The organism is Ruegeria sp. YTSC199, assembly GCF_059609725.1.
The window spans coordinates 150,877-175,723 of record NZ_JBXWMF010000006.1 but is presented as its reverse complement, the minus strand read 5'-3'; the positions used below and the strand labels follow the sequence as shown (position 1 = coordinate 175,723).

Below are 24,847 nucleotides of genomic sequence, written 5' to 3'. Positions count from 1 at the left end.
ACCCGCTTGCGCCGCCCTATGATCTCGGGCAGCCCTTAAAAAACTTTAGCGGAGTTTCCAATGCCCGACGTGTCAGACATCGCCCCTGATTTCACTTTACCCCGCGACGGAGGCGGCGAGGTCACCTTATCGGCCCTACGCGGCGGCACCGTGGTTCTGTTCTTCTATCCACGTGATGATACGCCGGGCTGCACCAAGGAATCCATCGGTTTCTCGGAACAACTTCAAGCCTTTGCCGATGCGGGGACTCACGTTTTCGGCATCTCGCGTGACAGCGTCGCCAAGCACGACAAGTTCGTTGCCAAGCACAGCCTGACGACGCCGCTGTTATCGGATGAGGGCGCCTCGGTGTGCGAGGATTATGGCGTATGGGTCGAAAAAAACATGTATGGACGCAAGTCGATGGGAATCGAGCGTTCGACCTTCATCGTGAACGCCGAGGGCAAGATTGCCCGAGTCTGGCGCAAGGTCAAAGTTCCCGGACACGTGGACGAGGTGCTGGAGGCCGTGCGCGCCCTGTGACCGCTCTCGACCACGGTTGCCATCCGGTCTAAGACCCGCACACCTGACCAAGCGGAGAAATCCAGTGTCGAAAACGCTGACCCAAATGGCGACCGAAGTTCTGACCACGGCGGATGGGCGGGAAAAGACCGCCCTGTCAAAACGCCATGCCGCAGCGTGGTTCGCATCGCGTAAAGGGAAATCCCCAAGGATTGAGATCGGCACCGCGACGCCCCCGTTGCAACCGGCTCGCCCGGACCAGCCCGAGTTGCTTTCTCCGCGCGAGGTTCCCAAGCGCAAACCTGGAACAGAGGTGGGACGCATCGCCCTGCTGCACGCGGTCGCGCATATCGAACTGAACGCGGTGGACCTGCATTGGGACATCATCGCCCGCTTTGGTCACGTGCCGATGCCGATCGGATTCTATGACGACTGGGTCAAATGCGCCGAAGAAGAATCGCGCCATTTCGAAATGATCTGCGATTGTCTGGAAAGCATGGGCAGCCACTATGGCGCCCTGCCCGCCCATGCCGGCATGTGGCGAGCCGCCGAGGACACCGCCGAAGACCTGATGGGGCGGCTGGCCGTGGTGCCCATGGTGCTTGAGGCGCGTGGGCTGGACGTCACCCCCGGCATGATCGACATCTTCCGCAAGGCCAAAGACGAAGGGGCCATCGCCGCGCTGGAAGTCATCTACGCCGAAGAGGTCGGCCATGTCGCCTATGGCTCAAAATGGTTCCATTTCCTGTGCGGGCGTGAAAATGCCGACCCCAAGGACGTGTTTCACAAACTGGTGCGGCGCTACTTCCACGGGGTGCTGAAACCCCCGTTCAACGAAGAGAAACGCGCCGAAGCTGGGCTGCCGCCCGATTTCTATTGGCCGCTGACTGAAGACTTGCCACCACCCGGTGCCGCGCAATAGACCTGCTCAAGTTGACGTCATCGGCAATTTCCCGCCGAGAATTGGCGGGAATTACCTGCTTTGTTGTGTGAACTAGTTAACAAACTTGCCGAAAGCGCAAGTGCCCTCTATGCAATTCGCCCAAGGGACGGACATGACTCACAACCGGTCCCGATCTTGGGGATGAGAGGTGAAGACGCGTGCGAACTCGTCTGGCAATCAAACTACATTCACTGCTCGAGCGGCAATTCCCGGAACGCCGGGTTTTCTTGAAATCTGACAACGACACGCGGTTCATCCGGCTTAGCTCGGAAACGCAGATCGCAGCCGTAGCCGGTGTGGCGGTGATCGTCGGCTGGACTGCGGTCGCCACGGCGATCCTGCTGATGGACAGCATCGGATCGGGCAACTTCCGCGAACAGGCCAAGCGGGATCAGGCAACTTATCAGGAACGCCTGAACATCCTGTCCGTCGAACGCGATGCGCGCGCGCAAGAGGCACTGGCCGCGCAGGATCGGTTCAACGCGGCGCTGAAACAGATTTCGGCAATGCAGTCAGAGCTGCTAGCCTCGGAAAACCGTCGTCGCGAGCTTGAGACCGGGATCGAAGTGATCCAAACCACCCTGCGCGCCACCATGAAACAGCGCGAAGAAGCCCGTACCGAACTGGCCAGCGTCCAGGTCGAGGCCGATGACGGCGAAATGTACGTAACCGCCCTGGCCTCCCCCGAACAGATGACATTCATGACCGAGGCACTGACCCGAACCGCGCAGGAGCGCGACCAGATCGCGGCCGATGCCAAGGACGCACTGCACCAGCGCGACGAGCTCGAGCTGGAAATCCAGCTGATGCAGGAACGCAGCGACGAGATTTTCCGCCAGCTGGAAGAGGCGATGGTGATCTCGGTAGAACCACTGGACAAGATGTTCCGTCAGGCCGGTATGCCTACCGACCGTATTATTGAAGAGGTCCGCCGCGGTTACAGCGGTATGGGCGGACCCCTGACCCCTATCTCTTTCAGCACGCGCGGCGAGGACCTGACCCCCGACGAGATTCGCGCAAATGTTTTGCTGCAACAGATGGATCAGTTGAACCTGTACCGCCTTGCCGCCGAGAAAGCGCCGTTCGCCAATCCGGTGAAGTCCGTGGTGCGGTTTACCAGCGGATTCGGCAGCCGCCGGGACCCAAAAACCGGCGGGCGGCGCATGCATAATGGTGTCGATTTCGCCGGCGCTCAGGGCACAGATATCTTCGCCACCGCAGATGGCGTCGTCACACATGCCGGCTGGCAATCCGGTTTCGGGCGGCTGGTCAAGATCCGTCACGCCTTCGGAATTGAGACACTTTACGCCCATAACACCAAGATCCGCGTCAAGGTTGGTCAAAGGGTCTCGCGCGGGGATCATATTGCTGATATGGGTAGCACCGGACGGTCTACCGGCACGCATCTGCACTATGAGGTGCGCGTAAACGGAAAACCTGTAAACCCAATGACTTACATCAAGGCTGCGAGAAATGTTTTCTAAGAGCAAAATCAACGAGCCCGGATCCAATGCACCCGAGGCGGCGAAACCTGCCGCTCCGGCCACACCGGCGACCCCTGCACCGGCAGAAAACAAGGCCAGCACCGCGCCCAAGCCCAAGCCTCCGGCGTCGGTACTGTCCTCGGACCTGCACATCACGGGCAACCTGAAGACCACCGGCGACATTCAGGTCGAAGGCACGGTCGAAGGCGACATCCGTGCGCATCTTCTGACCATCGGCGAAACCGCCACGATCAAGGGCGAAGTCACCGCTGATGATGTCGTGATCAACGGCCGCATCGTGGGCCGTGTACGTGGTTTGAAAGTCCGCCTGACCTCAACCGCGCGTGTCGAAGGCGACATCATCCACAAGACCATCGCCATCGAAAGCGGCGCCCATTTCGAAGGTTCGGTACAGCGTCAGGACGACCCGTTGAACCCGGGCCGAAGCGCCAAGGGGGGCGCCAACCCGGCGGCCGAGGTCAAACAGTAACTCTGACCCGATATCTCAGTGATTATACGCCGCAGGAAACCCTGCGGCGTTTTCTTTTGCCCTTGCCGATGGGATCGGGCGGTATAGGGTTCTGACATGTTGGTTTTTTTCTCGGTCCTCCTGCTGATCGCGGGTTTTTTCCTGTACCGCCACTGGTCCAAGTCGCAGGCGCGACAAGAGCTGCTGGCCGCCCCCCTGACCGATCACCAACGCAGAGTGATCGAACAACAGGTGCCATTGATCCGCCGCTTGCCCTCTGATCTGCGGGCAAAGCTGGACGGCAAGGTGAACCTGTTTCTGGATCAGGTGCAATTCCACGGATGCGACGGTCTGGACGTCACAGAAGAGATGGAACTGGCCATCGCCGCGCAGGCCAGCCTGCTGCTGGTGAACAGCGACCTTTGGTATGATCACCTGACGACGATCCTGATCTATCCAAGCGCGTTCAAGTCCCGCCAGCGCAGGCAGGACGGCTACGTTGTCAACGAGAAGGAAATCGTGCGCACCGGCGAAAGCTGGGATCGCGGGCCGGTGATCCTGTCGTGGTCGCACAGCCGGAAAGGCGCTGCGAATGACCATGACGGGCAAAATGTCGTTCTGCACGAGTTTGCGCATCAGATCGACGACCTTTCCGGTGGTACCAACGGCGTTCCGATCCTCAGTGACGGGCAAAGCTTTGCCGAGTGGGAGCGCGTCTTTCTAACCGCATACGACGCCCATGTGCGTGCTGTGGAACACGGCCAGCACACTGTCATTGATCCCTATGGCGCGGTGGGTCACGAGGAGTTCTTTGCCGTCTCGGTCGAGGTATTCTTCGAACAGCCACGGCAGTTAAAATCCGCCGTACCTGAGGTGTACGAACAATTGTCAAAACTGTTCCGACTGAACCCGGTCAATTGGGGATAGCCGCACGGCCAACATCGCCAGTTCATATCTGAACGGCCAGTTTGAAATTTCCCCGTTTCCCTCCATTTCACAAAATGCGATTTTTAAATTAACCTTAAATCAGTGTTTTCAGGAGGGATTTTCATGTCATCAAAACTCATGGCCGAGTTTTTCGGCACGTTCTGGCTGGTGCTGGGCGGCTGCGGCAGCGCCGTATTGGCGGCAGGCGTTGCGGATGTGGGCATCGGCTGGCTGGGCGTTTCCTTTGCCTTCGGCCTGACGGTTCTGACCATGGCTTATGCGGTCGGGCATATCTCGGGCGGGCATTTCAACCCGGCCGTCAGTCTTGGCCTGATGATAGGCGGCAGGTTTCCGGCCAAGGACTTGATCCCCTATTGGATCGCACAGGTGGTCGGCGCAATTGCCGCCGCGGCTGTCCTGTATCTGATCGTCAGCGGCGCTCCGGGATTCGAGGGTGTCGGTGGCTTTGCCTCAAACGGGTATGGCGAAGCATCGCCCGAAGGCTATTCGATGATGTCCGCATTGGTGATCGAGATCGTGATGACGGCGTTCTTCATCATCGTCATTCTAGGCGCGACATCCAACTTTGCACCCGACGGCTTCGCCCCGATCGCCATTGGTCTTTGCCTGACGCTGATCCACCTGATCTCGATCCCGGTGACCAACACCTCGGTCAACCCGGCGCGGTCAACCGGTGTGGCCCTGTTTGCGGATGCGCCGGCCCTTGGTCAGCTTTGGCTGTTTTGGGTCGCCCCACTGATCGGCGCCGCCATCGGAGCGCTGATCTGGCAGGCGATGGGCGACGACTGATCCTGAGAGAGCCCCGACGCTAAGCGTCGGGGCTTTTTAACTTATTCGGTGACGGTGACTTTTTTCATCATGTCGGGCTGACCGATCACAGCGCCGTTGGGACCGTCGCCCCGCTTGATCCCATCGACCACATCCATGCCGTCGGTCACCTGACCAACAACCGTGTACTGGCCGTTCAGGAAGGGGCCTGGCTCGAACATGATGAAGAACTGCGAATTCGCGCTGTCGGGGTCCTGAGCGCGGGCCATACCCACGACACCACGGTCATAGTTGTAATCCGAGAACTCGGCAGGCAGATCAGGACGGTCGGACCCGCCGGTACCGGCACGACGCATATCGCCGCCGATACGACCGAATTCAACGTCGCCGGTCTGAGCCATGAAGCCGTCAATCACGCGGTGAAACACCACGCCATCATATTTACCTTCAGCGGCCAAAGCACTGATCTGTTCGACATGTTTGGGAGCCAGGTCTTCGAACAGGTCGACGTTGACGACGCCATTGGCGCCCTCACCCTCGATCTCGATCTGAAGCCCGGTGGCCAGCGCAGGGCTGGCCAAAAGGGCGAAAACTGCGGCCAGCTTATGCATCGGCTGCCACCTTGACGCTGATCATGCGATCCGGGTTCGCAGGCGGCTCGCCACGTACGATTGCGTCGACATGCTCCATGCCGTCGATGACGCGGCCGTAAACGGTATACTGGCCATTCAAGAAATGGTTGTCCTTGAAGTTGATGAAGAACTGCGAGTTGGCCGAATCCGGGTTCTGCGAGCGGGCCGCACCCAAAGTGCCACGATCATGGGGCAGTTTCGAAAACTCGGCTGGAACGTTCGGCAGAGACGACCCGCCTGTGCCCGCCATGCGCAGGTTGAACCCATCTTCCATGTCGCCATGTTGCACGTCGCCGGTTTGCGCCATGAACCCGTCGATCACACGGTGGAAGGCCACGTTGTCATATTCGCCATTGCGCGCCAGTTCCTTCATGCGGGCGCTGTGCTGCGGTGCCACGTCAGGCAGCAGCTCAATGACGACATTGCCGCCTTTGAGTTCGACGATGATTGTGTTTTCGGGATCCTTGATTTCGGCCATGAGGCCCTCCTGTCGTTTGGTCTTGCGCAAATAACTATTCGCCATGCACATGAATGCCAAGTGACGCATTGACCTGAGGGCAAAATGCAGGAAAAGAACCGCCTAAACCTGTTTCACATTTCCGAGGATTGCACGATGGGCTGGAAAACTCTCGACGACATAGACCTGAACGGCAAACGCGTGCTTGTACGCGTCGATATCAACGTTCCTGTGGTAGATGGGGTCGTGACCGACGCAACCCGCGTTCAGCGCATCGTGCCAACGGTCCGCGATATCCTTGCGGCGGGCGGCAAGCCCATCCTGCTGGCACATTTCGGGCGCCCGGGTGGTGAGCGACGCGAGAACCTGTCGCTGAAACAACTTATCCCCACGCTGCAGGATGCCTTTGGCACCACCGTTCTGTTCGCGGCCGATTGCGTCGGCACCGAGGCCGAACTGGCCGCCGAAGCACTGCAACCCGGTCAGGTTCTGCTACTTGAAAACACCCGTTTCCACGCGGCCGAAACCAAGAATGACATCGATCTGGCCGCGGGTATGGCCAAGCTTGGAGAGGTCTATTGCAACGATGCATTCTCGGCCGCCCACCGCGCGCACAGCTCGACCGAGGCCATCGCCCGCCTGCTGCCTTCGTGCGCTGGCCGTCTGATGCAAGCCGAGTTGGAAGCACTGGAAGGTGCTCTGGGTGCGCCCAAGCGTCCTGTGACCGCCGTTGTTGGTGGCGCGAAGGTTTCGACCAAGCTGGAACTGCTGGGCAACCTGATCACCAAGGTGGATTATCTGGTGATCGGCGGTGGCATGGCAAACACCTTTCTGGTCGCCAAGGGGTTAAACGTCGGCAAATCGCTGGCCGAAACAGCGATGAAAGGCACTGCGGCTGATATCCTGGCCAATGCGGAAAACTCGGGCTGTACGATCGTCTTGCCCTCGGACGTGGTCATCGCGGAAAAGTTCGAAGCCAACACTCCGCATCAGGTGCTGTCCGCCGATCAATGCTCTGATGACGGCATGATCCTGGACGCCGGCCCGGAAAGCGTCGCGGCCATCACCGACATCTTCGCTAAAAGCCAAACCCTGATCTGGAACGGTCCGCTGGGCGCGTTCGAGATCGAGCCCTTCGACGCCGCAACCAATGCCGCCGCGCTGAAGGCCGCCGCGCTGACGCGCTCAGGGCAGTTGGTGTCGGTTGCGGGTGGCGGTGATACGGTCGCCGCGCTGAACGCCTCGGGTGCGGCCAAGGACTTTTCGTACATCTCGACCGCCGGTGGCGCTTTCCTTGAATGGATGGAAGGCAAAACCCTGCCCGGCGTCGCCGCGCTGGAAGGTTAAACCTTGCTCAAATTCGCCGCTTGTCGGAACTCGTGGTAAACTTTCCGCTTTAAGGTGGAGATTATTGCCATGAGAGTTTTTGCGTGCCTGATCGTTGCCCTGTATTCCCTGCCCGCTGCTGCCCAATCCAGCTGCGGCGGGCAAACCCAGCTTGATGCGAACTTTTGCGCAAAGGAAAAATGGGAAATCGCGGACCGAGAACTCAACCGTATCTGGAAGGAGGTAAAGCCTCTGGCAGATGCGCGGGGAGACGGGCAAACCTTGCTGAACGAGCAACGCGCCTGGCTGAAGACCCGCGATGCCACCTGCGAGCCAGAGTTGAAAAGCGACGGCAGTGCAGCGCCGATGTTCTATTGGGCCTGCATGGAAGAGCAGACCCTGACACGCAATCAAGCCCTTGAGGCATTGCGTTGAGAAAGGCAGCCCAACATTTCCAAAAAAGTACGAGCCAAGGGATTCACAACCCGAATCACCTGTGACATAGTGCATTCAGATGCTCGCAAAGGGCACGTTATTGAGGCAATTCATACGGCGGTAAACAGAGTGTCCCGTTCCCATCGGCCCAGTTTGGGCACAGTCGTTTTCTTCATGGTGGCATTTATGCTGGGTGTTTATTTCACCTTTGCCGCAGTGCAGGGCGACTATGGCCTGTTCAGACGGGTCGAGATTGCGGCGGAACGGGACGCCCTGTCACGCGATCTGGCCACGCTCGAGGCAGAGATCTCAGAAATGGAAAACCTGACCCGCCGCTTGTCGGATACCTATCTGGACCTCGATCTGCTGGATCAGCAGGCGCGCTCGGTCTTGGGTATGATCCGTTCAGACGAAATCGTCATTCGTTAAAAAGGTTAGTTAGTCGGTTCGGCACTGGGCTGCTCAATTGATTTGGGCACCTGATAGCCAAACATCTCAATTTCTGCAGCAAAGATGTCGGCTACAATTTCAACATTTCTGTTGTCCCAAGCAGCCCCATAGAACAATTCAAACCGGTCTGATTTACGAATACCGGACTTGGCCTTCACGTGTTCCAGAGAGATGCCTTTGACACCACGCTCCGCCAGAAAATGTTCAAACTCATGGCGCAAATTCTCAAATCGCAACACGCGGTCAACGCGCAAATCCCCATTCTTCGTGTAGAGGTGAAAATCAGAGAAATACTGAAGTCTCGTGGAACAGAAGTGCGCGAACATCTGCTCTGGTTCGTTAATTTTCTTACCCCGCCGATGCATCCAAAAGTAGAAAGCAGATACCGCTTTGTCCCACGGATTGCGCTCTACGCAAAAACTGGTGCAGCCTTCAGCGATATCGGAAAGGTAGTCGTCGACAGTTCGCATGCTTTGATGCGGATATCGCGCGTGAACGGCACCTTTCGACCGCTCTCTCAACAGCTTGACCGATTGTCGTACTATCGATCGTTTCCCCGGCCGTTGCGCCTCTTCGTCCGGCGTCAAAGGCGATGCAAAATCCCCTTTCTGAAGACTCTGTCCTAAAGCGATCTCAATCGACGTGCCTCCTGTCTTTCTTGTTTTAACAAACACAAGCTTAGATTCACGCAGAATGATCATCTCGGTCTACACTTCCAGAAGTCGGCTACATAACAATTACCTGCTAAAGGCTGCTCATTTCAATGGTTGCCCGACGCTGCGTCACATTTACCCTCGCCAGAAAGCAGGAAATGCTTTAAGAGATAGTTTAACGCTAAACTATCTGTCCGAAAGGGGGAGATCGCCACGATGGCTGCGCGAAAAACCACAAAGAAACCAAATGTTTCTGCGGAAGAGCTTAAAACCTACTACCGCGAAATGCTTTTGATCCGCCGATTCGAGGAAAAAGCGGGTCAGCTTTATGGCATGGGTCTGATCGGTGGGTTCTGTCACCTTTACATCGGGCAGGAAGCCGTTGTTGTCGGCCTCGAGGCTGCAGCCAAAGAAGGCGACAAGCGTATTACCTCATATCGCGACCACGGTCACATGCTGGCCTGCGGGATGGAGCCGGGCGGCGTTATGGCCGAATTGACCGGGCGCATCGGCGGTCTTTCGAAGGGCAAAGGCGGCTCGATGCACATGTTCTCGAAAGAGAAGCATTTCTACGGTGGTCACGGCATCGTTGGTGCTCAGGTGCCACTGGGTGCGGGCTTGGCCTTTGCTGACAAGTACAAGGAAAACGGGGGTGTCACCTTCACCTATTTCGGTGATGGCGCTGCCAACCAGGGTCAGGTGTACGAGACCTTCAACATGGCGGCCATCTGGGACCTGCCTGTGGTATTCGTGATCGAGAACAACCAATATGCAATGGGTACCTCGCAGGCGCGCTCGACCTCGACCAAGGACATCTACCATCGCGGCGAGGCCTTCGGCATCCCTGGCGAGATCGTCAACGGCATGGACGTGCTGGCGGTGAAAGAAGCTGGTGAGAAAGCCGTCGCCCACTGCCGAGCGGGCAAAGGTCCCTACATTCTGGAAATCAAGACTTACCGCTATCGCGGCCACTCGATGTCCGACCCAGCCAAGTACCGCACCCGTGAAGAGGTTCAGAAGGTCCGCGAACAAAGCGATCCGATCGAACATGTGCGCGAGCTGCTGTTGTCCGGCAAACACGCCACCGAGGATGACCTGAAGGCGATCGACAAAGAGATCAAAGAGATCGTCAACCAGGCCGCCGAATTCTCGAAAGAAAGCCCCGAGCCTTCCGTCGAAGAGCTCTGGACCGACATTTACGCCTGAGAGGACGATTAAGACATGGCAACCGAAATTCTCATGCCCGCCCTTTCGCCCACGATGGAAGAAGGCACGCTGGCCAAGTGGCTGGTTAAAGAAGGCGACACCGTATCCTCGGGCGATATCCTGGCCGAGATCGAGACCGACAAGGCAACGATGGAATTCGAAGCGGTCGATGAAGGTATCGTCGGCAAGATCCTGATCGTCGAGGGCACCGAAGGGGTCAAGGTCAACACCCCCATCGCGGTGATGGTCGAAGACGGTGAAGACGCCTCCGCCCTGCCCGCAGCTACCCCCGCAACTGCTGCGGTGGCCGAGGCTGCCCCGGTGGCGGTTGAGGCCCCAGCCCCTGCCGCAGCTCCCGCTGCTCCGGTCGTTGATCTGTCGCCCGATTGGCCCTCAGATGCCGAGATGAAATCCGAAACCGTACGCGAAGCTCTGCGCGACGCGATGGCCGAAGAGATGCGTGGCGACGAAGATGTCTACCTGATGGGTGAAGAAGTCGCCGAATATCAGGGCGCCTACAAAATCTCGCAAGGCCTTCTGGACGAATTTGGCCCTAAAAGGGTGATCGACACCCCGATCACCGAGCACGGTTTTGCCGGTATCGCCGTCGGTTCGGCCTTTGGCGGTCTGAAGCCGATTGTCGAGTTCATGACGTTCAACTTCGCCATGCAGGCGATTGACCAGATCATCAACTCGGCCGCCAAGACGCTCTATATGTCCGGCGGTCAGATGGGTTGCCCGATTGTGTTCCGTGGCCCCAACGGTGCCGCTGCCCGTGTGGCTGCGCAGCACTCTCAGGATTACGCCGCATGGTACATGCAGGTTCCGGGCCTTAAAGTCGTCATGCCCTACTCGGCAGCCGATGCCAAAGGTCTGCTGAAATCGGCTATCCGCGATCCCAACCCGGTTGTATTCCTGGAAAATGAAATCCTCTATGGTCGATCCTTCGAAGTACCGCAGGTGGATGACCTGACCATCCCGTTGGGCAAGGCCCGTATCTGGCGCGAAGGATCGGACGTGACCATCGTCAGTTTCGGCATCGGCATGCAATACGCGCTGGAAGCCGCAGACAAGCTGGCCGAAGAGGGCATCAGTGCCGAAGTGATCGACCTGCGCACCATCCGCCCGATGGACACCGGCGCGATCATCAATTCGGTGATGAAAACCAACCGTCTGGTCACCGTGGAAGAAGGCTGGCCGCAAGGCTCGGTCGGTAGCTACATCTCGTCCGTAGTGATGCAAGAGGCGTTCGACTACCTCGATGCGCCGGTCATCAACTGCACCGGCAAGGATGTTCCGATGCCCTACGCCGCGAACCTCGAAAAGCTGGCGCTGATCACCACGGATGAGGTGATCGCCGCTGTCAAACAAGTGACCTACCGGTAAGGAGCGACAGACAGATGCCCACCGAAATTCTGATGCCCGCCCTTTCACCGACGATGGAGGAAGGCACGCTTGCCAAATGGCTGGTCAAGGAAGGCGACACCGTCTCTTCCGGCGATCTGCTGGCCGAGATCGAAACCGACAAGGCCACGATGGAGTTCGAGGCCGTTGACGAAGGCACCATCGGCAAGATCCTGATCCCCGAAGGCTCTGAAGGGGTCAAGGTCAACACTGCCATTGCGGTTCTGCTGGAAGATGGCGAAAGCGCCGATGATATCGCGGCCGCACCGGCCGCTGCTCCCGCGGCTGCCCCCGCAGCCGCCGCGGGCAACGAGGCTGCCGCGCCAGCGGCGTCCGAGGCGCCCGCCCCGGCAGCTCCGGTCAAGGCAGACGGCGGTCGGATCTTTGCCTCGCCCCTGGCCCGTCGGATCGCGGCGCAAAAAGGCCTTGATCTGTCGCAGATAACCGGAACCGGTCCGCATGGCCGTATCGTCAAAGCGGATGTTGAAGGCGCGACTGCGACTGCACCAGCTGCAGCACCTGCCTCGGCGGCTGCAGCACCTGCACCCGCAGCCGCTCCGTCAGGTCCATCGGCGGACGCAGTGGCCAAGATGTATGAAGGTCGGGAATACGAGGAAATCAAGCTCGACGGTATGCGCAAGACCATTGCCGCGCGCCTCAGCGAAGCCAAGCAAACTATCCCGCATTTCTACCTGCGCCGCGACATTAAGTTGGACGCACTACTGAAATTCCGGGGCCAGTTGAACAAGCAGCTGGAAAGCCGTGGCGTGAAGTTAAGCGTCAACGACTTCATCATCAAGGCTGTCGCAAACGCTTTGCAACAGGTTCCGGCCTGCAACGCGGTTTGGGCTGGGGATCGCGTTCTGCAACTGAAACCGTCGGATGTGGCGGTCGCCGTTGCGATCGAGGGCGGCCTGTTCACGCCTGTCCTGCAGGATGCCGACACCAAATCGCTGTCCGCGCTGTCGACCGAAATGAAAGACCTCGCCTCTCGCGCCCGCGAGCGCAAGCTGGCGCCGCATGAGTATCAGGGCGGCACCTTTGCGATCTCGAACCTCGGTATGTTCGGCATCGACAATTTCGACGCCATCGTGAACCCGCCCCATGCCGGTATTCTGGCCGTGGGCTCCGGGATCAAGAAACCGGTTGTGGGCGATGACGGAGAGCTGACAGTTGCCACCGTCATGTCGGTTACCATGTCGGTCGATCACAGGGTGATTGACGGCGCGCTTGGTGCAGAGCTGCTGCAGGCCATCGTCGACAATCTGGAAAACCCGATGGTCATGCTGGCCTGATCCATCGCTAAAACGAAAAAAAAGCCGCCTCAAACCCGAGGCGGCTTTTTCTATCCACGGGGTTCGGATTACTTGTCTTTGCCCAGCATGTGATCCATCGAGATCGATGGCTGATCGCACCCGGCCTCGCCCACGATCTTGGCCGGTATACCGGCAACTGTCGTGCAGGCGGGCACCTCTTGCAGAACCACAGAACCCGCAGCAATGCGGCTGCAATGGCCCACTTCGATATTGCCCAGAACTTTGGCCCCGGCCCCGATCAGGACACCGTCGCCGATCGTGGGATGGCGCTGCTCTTCTTCCTTGCCGGTTCCGCCCAGCGTGACCGAATGCAGCATCGAGACGTTATCCCCCACCACGGCCGTTTCACCGATCACGATAGAGTGGGCATGGTCGATCATGATACCCTTGCCGATACGCGCAGCGGGATGAATGTCGATCCCGAAAATCTCGGACGAGCGCATCTGGAAGAAATATGCCAGATCATGCCGACCTTTGTTCCACAGCCAATGCGCCACACGATAGGCCTGCATCGCCTGATACCCTTTGAAGTAAAGGATTGGCTGCAATAAACGGTGGCACGCCGGGTCGCGTTCGTAGACTGCCATCAGGTCGGCACGCGCGGCTTCGATCAGCGACGGGTCATCTGCATAGGCCTCGTCCACGATTTCGCGTAGCACCATCATCGACATTTCGTTCGAGCACAGCTTGGCCGACACCCGATAGGACAGGGCCCGCTCGAGGCTGCGGTGGTGCAGGATACAGGCGTGTACCAAACCGCCCATCAACGGCTCATTCTCGACGGCTGCCTGAGCTTCGGTCGTGATACGGTTCCAGACCGGATCAACCGGTCTCACGTGACTGCGCTTTTCCAACATAGTTTTTGATCCTTTGCTGCGCCTAGAATGCCATTTAGTGGTAAAAACACCAAACGCAAACCCGTGATCTGCAGGGCAACGAAAATGAATGAAACTGAATTGGCAAGCTTTACGGCCAGGATACAGGCGCGATTGGCCGAGATTGCAGATCATTCGGCAGCGGAAAAAGACGCGCAGGCCATTGTTGAACTGGACCAGCAGGCTGTCGGGCGCCTCAGCAGAATGGACGCGCTGCAGAATCAGGCGATGGCCAAGGCGCAGCAGGCCAATCGGGATATCGAAACGTGGCGTTTGCAGGCCGCACTGATCCGCATTCAAGAAGGGGAATTTGGGTATTGCGAGGATTGCGGCGACGAGATTCCCAAAGGTCGGCTGAACCTCGATCTCGCCGCGACCAAATGCGTCAGCTGTGCGTCCGGGTGATCCGAAACCGGATCAGATGGTGCAGAACCGTCTCAAAACACAGACAATATTGCAGGTCGTCAAAACCCGGCTCGTCCGCCAATCGCCTGCTGCGTGCCGCTGCCATCAACGAGCCATTGCCGAACACTGGATGAAGCCGCCCGGTCTGGCCGACATGTTTGTCGGCCAGCTCCGCTTCGTGGATCATGCGGGTGCAGAGACGATTACGGTCAGGCGGCGGCGCGGCCAGCAGGACACGCGCTGCAGCGCTGACATCTCCGTGCAAGACAGGGCGCATGGCGTGGATCACCTGACTGTCAGGTTGGTGATCAGGCCCGGACCATAGCTGGCCGAGACCTGAGCCACCTGGACCTCATAGGCCCCGCTGACTCCATCCGCCGCTTGAGCTGCGATCGAGTAGAACCACGAAGGTTCGCTCACAACCTTTTCCCGCATAAGCGTGCCGTTGACGCGAATTTGAACAAGGTAGGATTCGCTTTCTTCTGCCAGCGGCACGTCCAGACCTGCCCAATCGTCCCCGTCCAGCCGGGTGCGGCGTATCCATGACACCTGGTCACCTATGCCTGAGCGAACCGCCCTGAGATGCGCCGGTGCATAGGGGCGCAACCCGTTGCCATCGAAGGCCTCGACAATATGCACAAAGGACGGGTCGTCATACCCTCGCGTCGCCGGGCCGATTCGATAGTGCTTTGACACCCGTCGCTCGGACCGCAGCAGGCTGGTCTGATAGACCCGTTGATCCAGCAAGACGAATATCGATCCTACGGGCCAGGTATCGGGCATGGCTGCATCTGTTCCCAACTGGCCGCGTAATCGCCCGGACAAGGTATAGATGCCTGCCTCCTGCAAGGCGGCGTCAGCGAACTGGAAAACCTCCCAGTTGCCTGATGTGCCATCGCCGATTGCAGCCAGATTGGCACCGCTCAACAGAGCGTCACGCGGGCGCGATTCCAGCAAGCCATCGACCAGATTGACACGCAGTGGCGCACCTTCGTCCCAGATGCCGGCACTTGCCCGCCTGAGCGGCGTTTCGGTGAACCCGATGACCGCCTGCCCTGAGATGACCTCTTGCAATCCGTAGTCTTCGTCACTGGCCGCCGAGTAGACGGCAACGCTGCCAGGCCAGGGGTTTGCCGAAGCGGCCAGATACGGGGCGTGCGGTGCTTCCGATCCCGAGATCAGAGGCAAGTCCATAAATACGGGCAAAACAGGAACCGGCGCGATAAAGGGCTTTGCGGATACCTCGTCATCCGGCAGGTCAGACGGCGCGTAAACACCGGGTTTAATCCGCACCGCCTCTGCCAGTTGCAGGTCGGCTTGCTCCAGACGGTCGATGCGGTACCGCGCACCCTGTCCATCTTTGGTCAGAGTGACGACGTCACCCGCACCCAGATGCAGCAATGACGGCGGTAACGCAAACCGGGCCGTCTCGCGCGAGATGCGCGCTTCGCTCAACCAGCGTTCGGCGGTCTGGCGGCCTTCGGCGCGTGTCAGCGACAGAGGCACCTCGTTCACCGACACCGAATGAGTGTTGGAATCCGGCAGAACGGCCTCTTCTGACACGACGTCATGGTCCGCATCCGATTGTACGAACCGCAATCGTACACGGCCCGTCAATTCGGCCTCGGCCTCACGGCGGTACTCGATACGACCTTCAATGTCCGCGCTGTCGGCTAGCAGACCACTGTCCAATTCAATCGCTCTGCGACCATCGCGCATTTCAAACAGCAACACACCGTCCCGTTCGATCGCGTCGAAACCATAGCGCAGCATCAGCGGCTGCAGCGCTGCTCGTGCACTTGTCACATCCTCAATCGCGTATCCCCGAACCACACCATACAGGCGCGATACATCAATATGCGTCACTCCTGCCCCGTAACAGATTTCCGTGACGACCGAAGCCAGCGTCCGCGTTCCCGACCGCCCGTTTAGCCAGTGACCACGGGGGTAATTCACCCCGTCACTCCACTGGCTCCGCAGGTTTGGAAAGGTGGGAAAGGGGCGTGCGTCCCAGGCCCAAACATAAGCGTTTGCCATGTCCACCATCGGGCCACCGTAATCGTCGGAAATCGGATTGATCGCCGGATCGGACCAATAGCCCAACATCGCCTTCAGGTATTGCACCTGCATGAAGTCGTCACGCAGACCATTGGAGTATTTCGGCAGGCTGGATTCCGAGGATTTGGGATCAAGAAACTTGTTCGGTTGGTTGGTCCCTTTGTCAATGGCCGCGCAACCAAGTTCGGTGAACCAGATCGGCTTGGATCCGGGCACCCAGTCCGTCGGGTTCGTTTGCCGAGCACCTCCGATCCGCTCGTGATGCCGGTTTGACCACCAGTTGCGCAGGTCCTTGTACCGCCAGATCCACGGCTCATCATGATCCTCATCTGTGATTGGTGCCCGGATCTGGGCTTCGGCCTCTTCCGGTGAGGCGTAGTACCAGTCATAGCCCTCGCCGCCTTCGATATTGCCGCGAAGGTAGTCGAGGTCATAGATCGCATCGGCCCCGGCCTGAGCATCCAGATGGTCCACGCCGTCACGCCAGTCAGACAGCGGCATATAGTTATCGATACCAACGAAATCGATGTTGTCGTCGGCCCACAGCGGGTCCAGATGAAAGTAGCGGTCCCCCGATCCATCATTGGGTTGATAGCCGAAATACTCGCTCCAATCCGCCGCGTAACCGATTTTGGTTTCCGGCCCCAAGATCGCACGGACCTCTGCGGCTAACGCACGCAATTGCACCACGGCCGGAAAACCGGAAAACCCTCGGATCTGCGTCAGGCCGCGCATCTCGGACGAGATGCAGAATGAGTCCACGCCACCGGCGGCCTTGCACAGGGCCGCGTAGTGCAGAATGAACCGTCGCAAGCCCCATTCCTGCGGTCCGGTATAGGACACGACACCGTCACCGACGACAAAGTTATCGGCCTGCGCGTATCCAAAGAACGCGGCCACTTGCGCGTCTGCCGCGGCTGTCTGATTCGGCGACCCAGCACGCCCCGGAGCTTCGCTCAACGTGATCCGGCCGCGCCACGGCAGATGTGGCTGGTGGCCTGCGTCAGACCATGGATCTGGCAGGCTGTTGTCTACAAGCTGGTCCATCAGAATGAACGGATAGAACATGACACGCTTGCCAATGCCTTTCAGATGCCGGATCGCTTGAACCACCGACAGATCGGCGGGTGTTGCGCCATAGACCGGCAGGCCATCCTTGTGTCGGACCTGCTGTGCGACGTTGCGATCCACGCCAGCCACGTGCCAAGGCATATTCTCGCCTTCAATGTCCTTATGCAGAACCTTCGGCTGCAATTGACAGGTTCCACACCGCAGATCGTTCCCAAACCAGGACACTATCAACGAAGCCGCATCGCAGGAACGCAGCTCTGTTTGCAGGGATCGGGTGGCGGTTACAAGATCCGACACGCCCGAGGCAGAATTCACATTCGCGGCCCAGCTTTGCCCCCTGCCCTTGGTATAGTTGACCTGTTCGCTGGCCAAAGCGTATTCACCGGTGCCAGGCATCAGCGCAACACCCCGGATCGTCTTCGATATTGCATCCGGTGTGTCCGGCAATCCCGGTTGTTCCTGCCGCACAACTTCGAAAGAAAACTGCGGCACCCGGTTACCGAAGGACGCCAGCTGCAAGTCTTCAATCACCACGTATGCCGTACCACGGTAAGCCGGAACATTGCCCGCGCCTTCGATGGCCTCGATTAGGGGGTCAGGCAATTGATGTTCGCCCCCGTGGTAGATGCGCATGTTCAGACTTGCGCGCTCAAGTTCTTCGCCGTCTGCCCAAATGCGCGCAACATCTGAAATCCAACCAGCGCCAACCGCGATGGCCAAAGAAATCGAATAGCTGTAGCTGTGCGTAGTCGTCGTGACCTCGGGCGCTTTGGGTGAGCCTTTGCCGCCACCGCCACCGGATTGCGTAGTTGTACTTGTGCTTCTGGTTTCCAGAAAATCCGACGCCCAAATGACTTGACCGCCCACACGCATACGTCCGAAAATCGTGGCGACCGGAGCGCCTTCTCCGGTTTCTGTCAGGCGAAACCGATCTAGACGCCCGGTTTCTACAACTTCACTGCCGCCACCCATGACCGATTGGCTCATCAGCCTTTGATCGATGACCCGCCCAAGCGTTGCCCCCACTGCTCGGCCGATAACAGCCGTTGAAAGCCCCGCAACGGTGCCGCCAACCGCTCCGCCGATCGCGGCTCCTGCTGCGGACAGAACTATTGTAGCCATTCACTTTACCTCCAGCGGGAATTCAAAACAGGCGACGACCCGGCGACGCCATGGGTCGCTCAGCGTATTTTCGACGACGCCATATCCGGAATAAGCGTGAATGAACCGCGGCACGGCCCCTGTCGCGCTGACGATGCCAACGTGTTTGGCCACGCATCCATCACGCATCCGGAACAACAGGACGTCACCCGCGACCGTATCGCCTGGGAACTTTTCGATCAGGTGGCGGCGGGCTGCGGACCACATGCGTTCCTTTCCCTGAGGTTCGGACCAGTCCATGCTGTAGGTTGGAACTGCTTCCGGCTCATGCCCATGCAGCGAGCGCCACACGCCCCGCAGCAAACCCAGACAATCCGCGCCCGCTCCCTTGACCGACGCCTGATGCACATACGGAGTCCCCAGCCAACTGCGCGCCTCATCCACAATGTCGTGCCTGTGCGTGCTCATCGTCTGCTTCCCCCGGTATTCGGGTTGCCTTGCTTTGGTACGGCCATCATCCAATCCTCACCGGGAAGATCTGGAAAACCCTGAAAGTTCAGCACATTATTGAATTTAAGGCGGCAGGTATTCATGCTTTTGTCGCATCCGGCCGTCAGCCGAACCCGGTCTCCGACAGCCAGGCCTCCGATGATCCCGGACCACAACGAGACATTGCGCCCGCCTGTGGTCTGCTCATCCTGCTTGATCGAGTCCCAGAGACCGGCCGCCCGTCCCGACACTACATCCAATCTGCCACGTTTGAACCAACCTGTGTCCCATCCGCCTGCACCTTTCAGCAGCACGGCACAGCCAGCGGTTACACTCACAATTTCGGCCTCGGCCCGGAAACCCGAAATGCCGAGGTTGAATCTGCAGGCGTTGTCGCCAAGAACTGCCGTGCAAGGTTTCTGGTAGATCCTGCCCATGGGTTGGTTGAGCAAATCCGTGAGGCCCCGCAATTCGGCGTGAAACGCTCCCCCCGCACGACGCATCTCTCCGATCGAGCCCCTGAACTGCAGCGTTCGCTGCTCGGGCGCAGCCCAATTGACCAGCCAAGCACGCACCTCGGCCCCGTCGAACCGGCCAGATTCAATATCCTCTTCAGTGACGGCGGCATCGGACAAAGCGCCCATGGCTTCGGAATTGTCGATGGACAACCCTGTCGCCTGCTCGATTGCCGTGGCTGTCAGGCCGGTGCTGGCCTTGAACGTCATGCTGTCAAAGCACAACTCCATGTCGTGGTCGGTAAAGCCGTATTCTTGCCCGTCCGGACGCCGGATAGACCAACACCGGCAGGTCGTGGTCAGACCGCTTTGCAGATGGGTCTGCAGTCCTTGCTTATCGCCACTCATCAAACACGTACCTCGACAACAGGAACATTGGGCACGTCGCCAGCCTGAAAGCTGGCCACGCTGGTCTGAATCCTGTCGGTATCGAAACGGACCGGAACGTCGAACTCGAACCCGGCAGTGATTTCCACCTGCTCGGGCGGCGGGGCGGAAAACACGATCCTGCCAGTGACCAGATCTACTTCGAAATCTACTCCTTCGCGCATCTGGTCCTGCTCGAGGCCGATCTTGATCGTGCCGAGTACGGGTTTGACGATCGGACGGACGTAGCCGAAGCCGCCGGAACTGTAGGTCTTTACCAATTGAAACTCGCTTGTCGTGCCATCGCCGCGCGCAATGACCTGATCGTCCTGGCATACGTCTGCCGTAGCGGCCCCGGACTTGTAATCGGACCAGTCTTTCCAACGAAATCCGAACATTTGTCCCTGACGCGCCTCGAAAAAAGACACCAGCGTTTCGATATCGTCTAACGATCGCATCCCCAGCCCGGCATCATAGCGCCGCCGGGAATGCGCCCAGGGCGTGTTGCGCTCTTCGAACCCGTTGGCCAGCGTCACGATATCGGTGCGCCGTTCAGGGCCGCCAACCGAGCCAAAACTCAGGCTGGCGGGAAATCTGACTTCGTGGAAATTCATCACCTACTCCCTCGTGTTACCTGTTGCGATTGCCGCGGCCCAAGGCGCGACTCATTTGAGCGGCAATCTGGCCCTGGCTGCGCCGGAACCCCTGAACGTCGGGGGTTTTGATGTTCATCACCACGTTCACCCCGCGTCCGCCGCCCGAGGTGCGCACGCCCAGCTTGCCATCCGAACCGCGCGCCAAGGGCATGATGGCCTCGGGACCGGCCTCACCCATCAGCCCTGTGCCACCACGCATCGGAAACGTGGTCGGCCCGCTGATTACGCCACCATTGGCGAAAGGCATAACCCGTCCCTGAGAAAAGCTGCCGCCATCGGCAAAGGGCAGAATACCCTGCACCAGACCTCCGACCGTGTTGGCCAGCATTCCACCAAAATGATCCGTCACTGGTCGAATCGCGGCCGAATAAGCCGTCCGAATCATCGAGTTTTTCAAAACATCCAACGCATCCGACAGGTTCATCCCATCCAACACCACACCGTCAAAAGCCTTGCGCAACCCGCCGGACATGCCGCGTTCCAACGTGGCCACATCCTTGCCGGTCTCTTCAAAGGCCGCGCTGATCCGTTTCATCTGGTTGTCGAAAGCCGCCGCCATCGACGCCGCATCCCCCAGCGAGTAGCCCAGCGCCTCGCCCTGTTCCTGCAGGTCGTCCAAACCGTCACGATCCGTCATCACGCTCTCCTTGTGTCTTGTCCGGGTAGGCCGCCAGCAAGGCGTCCAGACCCGCCCGGTTCATTGTCGGCATCCCCACGCCCTGCCCCAGCATCAGCCGTAGCTCGGCCGGGGTCAGACGCCAGAACTGATCCGGTGTCAGGCTCAGGCCGGTAAACCCGGCCCGCATCAGTGCGGACCAGTCAAACCCACTCATGTCTGCTCCGGCATCATGAAGGCCCGCGCCAGCAGCTCGGCCGCTGCGCGCGCGCCCGCCATCGGGCCGCCCTCTATCTCGGCGCTCAGCAGGTCGGCCCGGGCCACATCAGCCCCACCGCCCCGCAGCCCCGCCACGATCAGCGCCAGCACGTCGCCGCTGGAATAGGCGCCACATTCAAACCGCCGCACCAGCTCCACCAAAGAACCCGTGCCAAGTTCCTGTTCCAACTCCGCCAAAGCGCCCAGCGTCAGCTTGAGCACCCGTCGCTCCCCATCGATGGTCAAAGCCACCTCGCCCGTCCACGGATTGGCCATCGGCTTACAGCGCCGTAAAGGCCAGAGCGCCAGCACTGGCTAGGCTCATTTCATAGGTCGCCTCACCATTGTGCGAGCCCGCATACTCGATGCCCGTCACCTGAAACGCGCCTTCGACGATGCCGAAATCGGGAATGATCACCTGAAAATTTGGTGTTTCACCATCAAAGAACAGCTGTCGCGCGCGTTCATCGGTATCCGCATCCTTGAACACGCCCGAACCCGAGATCGCAGCGGATTTAACCCCTGCCCCCGACAGCAACTCGCGCCAGCCACCCTGGCTTTCAAGGCTGGTGACATCCACGCTTTCCGCGTTAAAACTGACCCGCGTGGCCCGCAGCCCCGCTATGGTCTCGAACAGGCCCGAGCCGTTCATATCCACTTTGACCAACAGGTCTTTTCCGTTCTGGGCAGCCATGTGCTCTCTCCGTTGATTGCTTAGTCGTCTTCCACGCGGGCGCGGAATCTCAGGTCGATCTGGCGGATCGTGCCGCCCGTTCCCGTGCGCCGGGCCGAGGCGCGTTCGAACCACAGCCCCACCAACCGACCCCGGTCCAGCGCCAGCGCCGCGTCTTCAAGTGCGTCACACACCGCGCCCGCCAGCGTTTTGGCCGCGCCAAACCCGGCAGCCTCGGACACGACGGACACCGTGAAACGATGCACTGCGCCCGCACCCGACTGGTCCGAGGCATCACGCACCTCCTCCGGGCCCAGCGTCAAAAAGGTCTGCGGCACCGACCCTGCGGGAACCGCGTCATAGATTGCGCCACCCGACAACGTGCTGACCTGCAAATCCCCCGTAAGCCGCTGGAACACAGCCGCTTGCAACGCGGCTGAAACGCCGTAACTCATGCCGCCACCTCTTCGTCTGCAAAACAGGTCAGGTACTGACCGCGCGGGTCACGCTCTGCGACCGCACGGATCACGAAACGGCGCGCGCCTTCGGTGAACCGCTGATCCGGGGAGGGGCGCATCGAAGACCCCTCGGGCGCACCGCGCACCACGATGCGGTAACCGACCCTCGAGACCGAAACGCCCGCAATCTGCCGTTCCGAACCGCTGCGCGCGGTGACCTCGGCCCAGACCGAACCCAGGGCTGCCCAGGTCTCAGTGTAGCCACCCGCCCCGTCCTCGCTTCGCACCGGCGCCTCAAGCACCAGTTTTCTGTTCAACCGAGGCGTCCTCATTGCGCCACCCCGGAGCCGAACCGAATGACCCGGTACCGCTGGATCAGACTGGTCACACCAAAGGGCATACACCCTGCACCCAGCGCAGTCTCATCGCGGTATTCGTAGTAGTGCGCCGCCAGCAGCAGAACTGCCTGCCCCAGATCCGCGGGCAGTCCTCCCCAGTCTGCAGCCATCCCGGCGGTAAAGGCGACCTTCACCGACCCACCCGTCGGAATGGTCGGCAGGGTCAGACCCGCCGGACGCAAACGCGGGCGCTGGCTGTCTTCGGCCAGTCGATACTGGCCACTGTCCACAACCTTTTCGGCACCCGCGGCGTCGGCCACAGTCACCGCGCTGATCGCCGTAACCGGAGCCACCGGCAACACCTCACCCGCAGTGTCGCGCCAGCCATTCAGCCCCCACGAGAAGTCCCGCTCGATCAGCACTTTGCCAGTGCGCGCCTCAATCGCCGCAATCGCTGCCCGCAGAAAACCTTTCAGCACTTCATCCTGCACGCTGTCCTCGGTGAAACCCGTTCCCAGCCGCAGATATGCCTTGAACTGATCCACCGGCAACGCCGCATCCGCGATGGCGGTTTCTTCGATCAACATCATCCATTCACTCCGCAATCTCGGACCCCTCCGGGGCCGTAACTTCAGGAATTGACGGGCACGCGCCGCCCCACGTTGCTCGGACGGAGGGGAGCAGCTAGACAACGCAGAGGATCTCACCCCGACCCGCGCCCGCCGCCCCGGGGAACCGAAGCCCCCGAGGATTCAGCCCGCTTTATGCGGTGCCGAATTTCACCAGCTTGATCGCGGCAAAGTCGCTCACGTCGCCGCCAACACGCTTGGTCGCGTAGAAAAGGACATGCGGTTTGGCGCTGAACGGGTCGCGCAGGACGCGCAGATCGGGGCGCTCGGCAATTGTGTAACCGGCCTGGAAGTCGCCAAAAGCGATCGAGAAGCTGTCGGTGCCCGCATCCGGCATGTCCTCGGCGATCAGAACCGGATAGCCCATCAGACGCGCAGGCTCACCAGCGGCCAGACCATCCGACCACAGGAAACGGCCATCGCTGTCTTTAAGCTTGCGGATCAGACCTGCGGTTTTCGAATTCATAACGAAGGTGCCGTTCACGCGGTACTGGGCGCCCAGCGCATAGACCACATCGACAATCGCATCAGCTTCAACGCCACCCTCGATACCGGTCGGCACGTAACCGATATTGCCCCAGGCCCAGACGTCGTTGTCGACCTTGGTGTGATCCAGAATACCCTTCGGCTTGTCTGCACCGTCGCCGTTGATAAAGGCCGACGCCTCGGCGCGGGCGAACTTGTCGGCAATGCGACCGGCCAGCCAGCCCTCGACATCAAACGCGCTGTCGTCCAGCAGGCGCTGCGAAGCTTTGGGCAGTGCGCTCAGTTCATGCAGCGAGATCGAAACACGGTCGATGGACGGGGTCGCCGTCTCGGTCGCGGCGGCGTTCTCATCGGCCCAGCCTGCGCCCACATCGGTGTGGTCGATCAGTACGTCGAAGGAGTTCGCCTCGACATTCACCACCGACGCAATCGAGCGGATCGAGGCGGTGGATTTCAGCACCGACTTGATGATCTCAGCGGTCTGTGGATCGACCAGATAGCCACCATCGCTATTGACCGCGCTGGACAGCGATTTGGACTCCATCTCGAGCCCGCGCAGGCCGTCATCCTCGCCCGAACGCAAATAGGCGTCGAAGGCTTTCTGATGTGGTGCGCCGTCCTCGATCGAGGCCGCAAGGCGCGGACGCGCCGCGATGGTTGATTTACGATCCAGCATGGTCAGTCGCTCTTCTGTCTGTTGCATTTTGGTTTTAACTTCAGCCTTCAGGCCCTTGAATTCATGTACGAAGCCAGCCATCGCCCGCTTCACCTCCTGAACCAGGGGCGCACCCTCTCCGGTCAAGGCCGGCATTTCGGTCTTGCTCATCAGCACTTCCATTTCTTGGGTGGTGGTTGAGGCGC

The 24,847-nt window shown here is 59.6% G+C and carries 30 protein-coding genes; 13 read left to right on the top strand and 17 right to left on the bottom strand.

Going from position 1 to position 24,847, the window contains the following annotated elements:
- Positions 1–60 precede the first annotated feature (60 nt).
- The 6 genes from AC2FEE_RS08000 to aqpZ all read left to right on the top strand — a co-directional run bounded on the left by AC2FEE_RS08000 (position 61) and on the right by aqpZ (position 5,134).
- Positions 61–522: a peroxiredoxin gene (locus AC2FEE_RS08000; protein ID WP_496864277.1), complete on the top strand. Its 462-nt coding sequence runs from the start codon at positions 61–63 to the stop codon at positions 520–522.
- A gap of 64 nt (positions 523–586) precedes the next feature.
- The gene (locus AC2FEE_RS07995) at positions 587–1,423 is read left to right on the top strand and encodes a ferritin-like domain-containing protein (protein WP_496864275.1); all 837 of its coding nucleotides are present in this window, start codon (positions 587–589) and stop codon (positions 1,421–1,423) included.
- A gap of 179 nt (positions 1,424–1,602) precedes the next feature.
- Positions 1,603–2,928, top strand: coding sequence for a DUF5930 domain-containing protein (locus AC2FEE_RS07990; protein ID WP_496864273.1), 1,326 nt, complete (start codon positions 1,603–1,605; stop codon positions 2,926–2,928).
- Complete coding sequence (locus AC2FEE_RS07985; RefSeq protein WP_496864271.1) at positions 2,918–3,418, top strand: bactofilin family protein; 501 nt, start codon at positions 2,918–2,920, stop codon at positions 3,416–3,418. Before AC2FEE_RS07990 ends, AC2FEE_RS07985 begins: the two co-directional genes overlap by 11 nt.
- 96 nt (positions 3,419–3,514) lie before the next feature.
- On the top strand, positions 3,515–4,324 hold the full coding sequence (locus tag AC2FEE_RS07980) for a M90 family metallopeptidase (protein ID WP_496864269.1): 810 nt from the start codon (positions 3,515–3,517) through the stop codon (positions 4,322–4,324).
- Between the two features lie 123 nt (positions 4,325–4,447).
- On the top strand, positions 4,448–5,134 hold the full coding sequence (gene aqpZ / locus AC2FEE_RS07975; protein ID WP_496864267.1) for an aquaporin Z: 687 nt from the start codon (positions 4,448–4,450) through the stop codon (positions 5,132–5,134).
- 41 nt (positions 5,135–5,175) lie between these two features.
- On the opposite strand, the gene AC2FEE_RS07970 is transcribed toward aqpZ, so the two are convergent.
- Both AC2FEE_RS07970 and AC2FEE_RS07965 read right to left on the bottom strand, forming a co-directional pair.
- Complete coding sequence (locus AC2FEE_RS07970; RefSeq protein WP_496864265.1) at positions 5,176–5,724, bottom strand: peptidylprolyl isomerase; 549 nt, start codon at positions 5,722–5,724, stop codon at positions 5,176–5,178.
- Entirely contained in the window at positions 5,717–6,223 is a 507-nt protein-coding gene (locus tag AC2FEE_RS07965) for a peptidylprolyl isomerase (RefSeq protein WP_496864263.1), read from the bottom strand. The genes AC2FEE_RS07970 and AC2FEE_RS07965 overlap by 8 nt, the downstream gene beginning before the upstream one ends.
- A gap of 135 nt (positions 6,224–6,358) precedes the next feature.
- On the opposite strand from AC2FEE_RS07965, the gene AC2FEE_RS07960 reads away from it, so the two are divergent.
- The 3 genes from AC2FEE_RS07960 (at position 6,359) to AC2FEE_RS07950 (ending at position 8,392) form a co-directional block, all read left to right on the top strand.
- Complete coding sequence (locus tag AC2FEE_RS07960; protein WP_496864398.1) at positions 6,359–7,549, top strand: phosphoglycerate kinase; 1,191 nt, start codon at positions 6,359–6,361, stop codon at positions 7,547–7,549.
- 69 nt (positions 7,550–7,618) lie between these two features.
- Positions 7,619–7,963, top strand: a complete 345-nt coding sequence (locus tag AC2FEE_RS07955) for a lysozyme inhibitor LprI family protein (RefSeq protein WP_496864261.1) — start codon at positions 7,619–7,621, stop codon at positions 7,961–7,963.
- Positions 7,964–8,092: 129 nt separating this feature from the next.
- Positions 8,093–8,392, top strand: coding sequence for an FtsB family cell division protein (locus tag AC2FEE_RS07950; protein WP_496864259.1), 300 nt, complete (start codon positions 8,093–8,095; stop codon positions 8,390–8,392).
- A gap of 5 nt (positions 8,393–8,397) precedes the next feature.
- Here AC2FEE_RS07950 and AC2FEE_RS07945 read toward each other — a convergent pair whose 3' ends face one another.
- On the bottom strand, positions 8,398–9,114 hold the full coding sequence (locus AC2FEE_RS07945; RefSeq protein WP_496864257.1) for a hypothetical protein: 717 nt from the start codon (positions 9,112–9,114) through the stop codon (positions 8,398–8,400).
- Between the two features lie 168 nt (positions 9,115–9,282).
- Here AC2FEE_RS07945 and pdhA point away from each other — a divergent pair, with 168 nt between their 5' ends.
- From pdhA to AC2FEE_RS07930, 3 genes are read left to right on the top strand one after another with little or no spacing between them, the layout of a single operon-like run.
- Complete coding sequence (gene pdhA / locus AC2FEE_RS07940; RefSeq protein ID WP_496864255.1) at positions 9,283–10,272, top strand: pyruvate dehydrogenase (acetyl-transferring) E1 component subunit alpha; 990 nt, start codon at positions 9,283–9,285, stop codon at positions 10,270–10,272.
- A gap of 15 nt (positions 10,273–10,287) precedes the next feature.
- Positions 10,288–11,658, top strand: a complete 1,371-nt coding sequence (locus AC2FEE_RS07935; protein WP_496864253.1) for a pyruvate dehydrogenase complex E1 component subunit beta — start codon at positions 10,288–10,290, stop codon at positions 11,656–11,658.
- A 14-nt stretch (positions 11,659–11,672) separates the two neighbouring features.
- A complete protein-coding gene (locus AC2FEE_RS07930) occupies positions 11,673–12,971 on the top strand; it encodes a pyruvate dehydrogenase complex dihydrolipoamide acetyltransferase (RefSeq protein ID WP_496864251.1) in 1,299 nt (432 codons plus the stop codon).
- A gap of 68 nt (positions 12,972–13,039) precedes the next feature.
- Here AC2FEE_RS07930 and cysE read toward each other — a convergent pair whose 3' ends face one another.
- Entirely contained in the window at positions 13,040–13,849 is an 810-nt protein-coding gene (gene cysE / locus AC2FEE_RS07925) for a serine O-acetyltransferase (protein ID WP_496864249.1), read from the bottom strand.
- A gap of 84 nt (positions 13,850–13,933) precedes the next feature.
- Between cysE and AC2FEE_RS07920 the strand changes: the two genes are divergently transcribed.
- A complete protein-coding gene (locus tag AC2FEE_RS07920; RefSeq protein ID WP_496864247.1) occupies positions 13,934–14,272 on the top strand; it encodes a TraR/DksA family transcriptional regulator in 339 nt (112 codons plus the stop codon).
- Here the strand turns inward: AC2FEE_RS07920 and AC2FEE_RS07915 are convergent.
- From AC2FEE_RS07915 to AC2FEE_RS07855, 13 genes are all read right to left on the bottom strand, one after another.
- A complete protein-coding gene (locus AC2FEE_RS07915; RefSeq protein WP_496864245.1) occupies positions 14,253–14,549 on the bottom strand; it encodes a DUF7742 family protein in 297 nt (98 codons plus the stop codon). The two genes, AC2FEE_RS07920 and AC2FEE_RS07915, sit on opposite strands and share 20 nt — an antisense overlap.
- 8 nt (positions 14,550–14,557) lie before the next feature.
- Complete coding sequence (locus tag AC2FEE_RS07910; RefSeq protein WP_496864243.1) at positions 14,558–18,523, bottom strand: baseplate multidomain protein megatron; 3,966 nt, start codon at positions 18,521–18,523, stop codon at positions 14,558–14,560.
- A complete protein-coding gene (locus AC2FEE_RS07905; RefSeq protein WP_496864241.1) occupies positions 18,524–18,970 on the bottom strand; it encodes a C40 family peptidase in 447 nt (148 codons plus the stop codon).
- The gene (locus AC2FEE_RS07900; protein WP_496864239.1) at positions 18,967–19,854 is read right to left on the bottom strand and encodes a phage/gene transfer agent baseplate hub protein; all 888 of its coding nucleotides are present in this window, start codon (positions 19,852–19,854) and stop codon (positions 18,967–18,969) included. Before AC2FEE_RS07900 ends, AC2FEE_RS07905 begins: the two co-directional genes overlap by 4 nt.
- The gene (locus tag AC2FEE_RS07895) at positions 19,854–20,486 is read right to left on the bottom strand and encodes a phage distal tail protein, Rcc01695 family (RefSeq protein WP_496864237.1); all 633 of its coding nucleotides are present in this window, start codon (positions 20,484–20,486) and stop codon (positions 19,854–19,856) included. The genes AC2FEE_RS07900 and AC2FEE_RS07895 overlap by 1 nt, the downstream gene beginning before the upstream one ends.
- 16 nt (positions 20,487–20,502) lie before the next feature.
- On the bottom strand, positions 20,503–21,165 hold the full coding sequence (locus tag AC2FEE_RS07890; protein ID WP_496864235.1) for an RcGTA-type gene transfer agent tail tape measure protein: 663 nt from the start codon (positions 21,163–21,165) through the stop codon (positions 20,503–20,505).
- Positions 21,152–21,361, bottom strand: a complete 210-nt coding sequence (locus AC2FEE_RS07885; protein WP_496864233.1) for a rcc01693 family protein — start codon at positions 21,359–21,361, stop codon at positions 21,152–21,154. Before AC2FEE_RS07885 ends, AC2FEE_RS07890 begins: the two co-directional genes overlap by 14 nt.
- Positions 21,358–21,678, bottom strand: a complete 321-nt coding sequence (locus tag AC2FEE_RS07880; RefSeq protein ID WP_496864231.1) for a gene transfer agent family protein — start codon at positions 21,676–21,678, stop codon at positions 21,358–21,360. The genes AC2FEE_RS07885 and AC2FEE_RS07880 overlap by 4 nt, the downstream gene beginning before the upstream one ends.
- A gap of 4 nt (positions 21,679–21,682) precedes the next feature.
- Positions 21,683–22,096, bottom strand: a complete 414-nt coding sequence (locus tag AC2FEE_RS07875) for a phage major tail protein, TP901-1 family (protein ID WP_224889277.1) — start codon at positions 22,094–22,096, stop codon at positions 21,683–21,685.
- 20 nt (positions 22,097–22,116) lie between these two features.
- A complete protein-coding gene (locus tag AC2FEE_RS07870; RefSeq protein WP_496864229.1) occupies positions 22,117–22,530 on the bottom strand; it encodes a DUF3168 domain-containing protein in 414 nt (137 codons plus the stop codon).
- On the bottom strand, positions 22,527–22,865 hold the full coding sequence (locus tag AC2FEE_RS07865) for a phage head closure protein (RefSeq protein WP_496864227.1): 339 nt from the start codon (positions 22,863–22,865) through the stop codon (positions 22,527–22,529). Before AC2FEE_RS07865 ends, AC2FEE_RS07870 begins: the two co-directional genes overlap by 4 nt.
- Complete coding sequence (locus AC2FEE_RS07860; protein ID WP_496864225.1) at positions 22,862–23,461, bottom strand: head-tail connector protein; 600 nt, start codon at positions 23,459–23,461, stop codon at positions 22,862–22,864. The genes AC2FEE_RS07865 and AC2FEE_RS07860 overlap by 4 nt, the downstream gene beginning before the upstream one ends.
- 172 nt (positions 23,462–23,633) lie before the next feature.
- The gene (locus AC2FEE_RS07855) at positions 23,634–24,812 is read right to left on the bottom strand and encodes a phage major capsid protein (protein ID WP_496864223.1); all 1,179 of its coding nucleotides are present in this window, start codon (positions 24,810–24,812) and stop codon (positions 23,634–23,636) included.
- Positions 24,813–24,847: the final 35 nt, after the last annotated feature.